Here is a 2,547-nt window from a genome sequence, read left to right as displayed (position 1 = left end):
GACCGTCGGCGGTCTCGAATGAGCCCACGTCCTCGATACCCATCGCAGAGGTGCGCAGCAGTGGCGCAACGCCCAGCAGCATCGGCCACATGTTGCCGCCGGTATTGTCGCGCAGGTCGACGATCCAGCCACAGCGAGGCGTGCTGTCCTTTTCACGGATGATGTTCTGCCACCGCAGCGCACGCTGGATGTTCTGCTGCTGCAGCTGCGGCTGCGGCGCACTGGGGTCGGCCGCATAGCCCTCGATCAGCACCTGGCCGATACGCGGGTCACGTGCGTGCGTGGCGTCGCTTTCGCTGCGGGCAACGGCGCTGGCATTTTCCCGGGCGAAGCGCTGCACACGCTGCTGCTGTCGTTGCGGAGTCATCCAGGTGCCGTGACCGCCTGAACTGCGGCCGATGGCTTCGGCCAGCACGGTCCGAACCCTGGCGGAATCGCCCTGCGCGTCCTTCAGCCGCGTGCGCGTGGCTGGCCAGTCGACTCTGCTTCGATACAGCGCCTCGCGTTCGAGCATGTCCAGCAGCTGTGCCTGCGCGGCGGGTGATGGGATCTCGATGGTGTCGGCCGCAGTGGCAGCGGTCGTAGCCAGCAGCGTGGCGATCAAGGCGGCTCGTGCCGGCAGTCCCTTGCTGTTTCGCATCGACATCTCCCTGTCGTTGAATGAAGGCGAAGCATAACGCCTCGGCCGTCGCGCGGCGTGTCGTATCAGGCACATCAGGATCGGACTGCGATTTACAACTTTGCCCATGTCGGCGCGGCGGCAAACACGCGAAGGTCGCTGTGCCAGCGCCACCTGCGCTGGCCGGGATTGGCGTCCCGAATCAATGAGCAAAGATGACCGATTGCCTCGCTGCAGGCACTCGCGACAATGCACCACCTGCCGGTCCACGGCGGGCGGTGCGTGGGGACCCTTGGGTCCGTCGGCTTCTCCTTTGCTCTTGACCGGCACGCCAACCCGCACCGCCCGCCACCTTGCATCCCGCAGGTGGCCCAGCCCTGTGAGGTTGCTGCCATGACTACGCTCTACCCCACCTATCCCCGCCTGCGCACACTGCTGGGGGATGCCCTGCCCGACCTGCAGCTGCCCAACGCCACTGCCGAGGCACTGGAAGACGCGCTGACCGAAGCCGATGAAGCCGCTCCCACGCCGGCCTTTTTCAAGCGGTTGCGCGACATCACGCGCTGCCACGCCGCCGACGGCGAGCCGTGGACGGAACTGCGCATCACGCCGGCGCGGGCGCGCGATCTGGCCGGGACCACGCGCTGCCTGCTGGCATTGTCGGCATTGGGTGGTGTGTTGCTGGCGACGCAGGCCGCGCGTGAACTGGACGATGCGGAGGCGCAGTGCCCGCCGCTGACGGAGGAAGGGTTGCTGCATGCGGTGCAGCTGCTGGCCGATCACGCGGGTGCGTTGCTGGGGCGTTCGCCGTTGTGATGCAGGGGTGTGGGGATTGCTCGAGTGTCGACCAAGGTCGACACCTACCAGAGCGGGTCATTACGCCCGTTGGAATTGTGCCGACCGAGGTCGGCACCCACCAAAGCAGCCAACGCGGCGGGCGCTACCAATCCGCGCGCAGGCCGATGTTGCCTTCGATGATGCGGCGCTTGCCGTTGTCGCTGCCACCCAGCTCGCGGGTGTAATCGGCCACGGCATAAGCGCTGATGGTGCGGTTGAATCGGCCCACCACGCCCACACCCGCTTCCAGTGCCCGCGACCGCTGCGAATTGATGATCGCATCGCTGTCGAACAGGATGCGGTCCTCGCCCGAGCGCCCGTGCCAGTAATTCAACTTGAAGTACGGCTGCCAGCCGTTATCGGCCAGTTGATAGTCGCCCGCCAGGCGCAGGCCGACGCGGCCGGTCCAGGCGTTGTCGTTCTCGAAGGAAATGGTGGACACCAGATCACGCTGGTCATCCAGCGAACTGCGTTGCCAGATCACCTGCAGCTGCGGCTCCAACCACCACGATGACTGTCCGAACTGCAGCAGTGGCTTGCCGGCTTCCAGCGACAGCGTGGTGCCATCGCCCTTGAGGTCGATGCCCAGCCCGCGCGACGAACGCGTGCGGCCGTCGTAGCGGCTCTGCATCGCCACTGCGTCGATGTAGCCGCCGCTGCTGTCAGTCAACGTCCAGTACAGGCCCACGTGCTTATCGTCCAACCGACTCTGGCCCACCAGCACGTTGTCCCAGCCCACGGCCAGGCCGGTGATCCGCCCGTCGGCACGGGTGCGACCGACAAACACGCCTAGCTGATTGCGGTGGCTGTCGCCGGAAGCAGCCCAGACGTCCAGGCCCGCCTGCACACCCATCACGTCGCCATCGAAGCCGGGCCGTGCATCGCCCTTCCAGTGGATCTCGCTGCTCTGCCCCACCAGCCGCCCCCACGCGGTGCGGAACGCACCCTGGCTGTACAGCAGGCGCTGTTCGCCCTGGCGTTCGTGGAAGGTACCCAGGCTGGCCAACGAGGTCTCACGCAGCAGCGGGGGCACCACGGCGTAGGCGGCGGTCTCCAGGCGGTACAGCGGCACCAGGCCGTTCTCGTCCGGC

Annotated in this window: 2 protein-coding genes and 1 pseudogene; 1 reads left to right on the top strand and 2 read right to left on the bottom strand. The window is 66.9% G+C overall.

Going from position 1 to position 2,547, the window contains the following annotated elements; all coding sequences use genetic code 11:
• Positions 1–640, bottom strand: a pseudogene (locus DBR20_RS22115) (peptidase); the annotation flags it as partial.
• 372 nt (positions 641–1,012) lie between these two features.
• Between DBR20_RS22115 and DBR20_RS09995 the strand changes: the two are divergent.
• Entirely contained in the window at positions 1,013–1,435 is a 423-nt protein-coding gene (locus DBR20_RS09995; protein ID WP_108266066.1) for a hypothetical protein, read from the top strand.
• A gap of 124 nt (positions 1,436–1,559) precedes the next feature.
• Here DBR20_RS09995 and DBR20_RS22915 read toward each other — a convergent pair.
• Positions 1,560–2,547 (bottom strand): autotransporter outer membrane beta-barrel domain-containing protein (locus DBR20_RS22915; RefSeq protein ID WP_258223278.1); only part of this gene is annotated, 988 nt, incomplete at its 5' end.

Source organism: Stenotrophomonas sp. HMWF023 (genome assembly GCF_003060985.1).
GTDB lineage: Bacteria > Pseudomonadota > Gammaproteobacteria > Xanthomonadales > Xanthomonadaceae > Stenotrophomonas > Stenotrophomonas lactitubi.
Note: the sequence above shows the minus strand (reverse complement) of the source record. Positions and strands in the feature narration are given on the sequence as shown.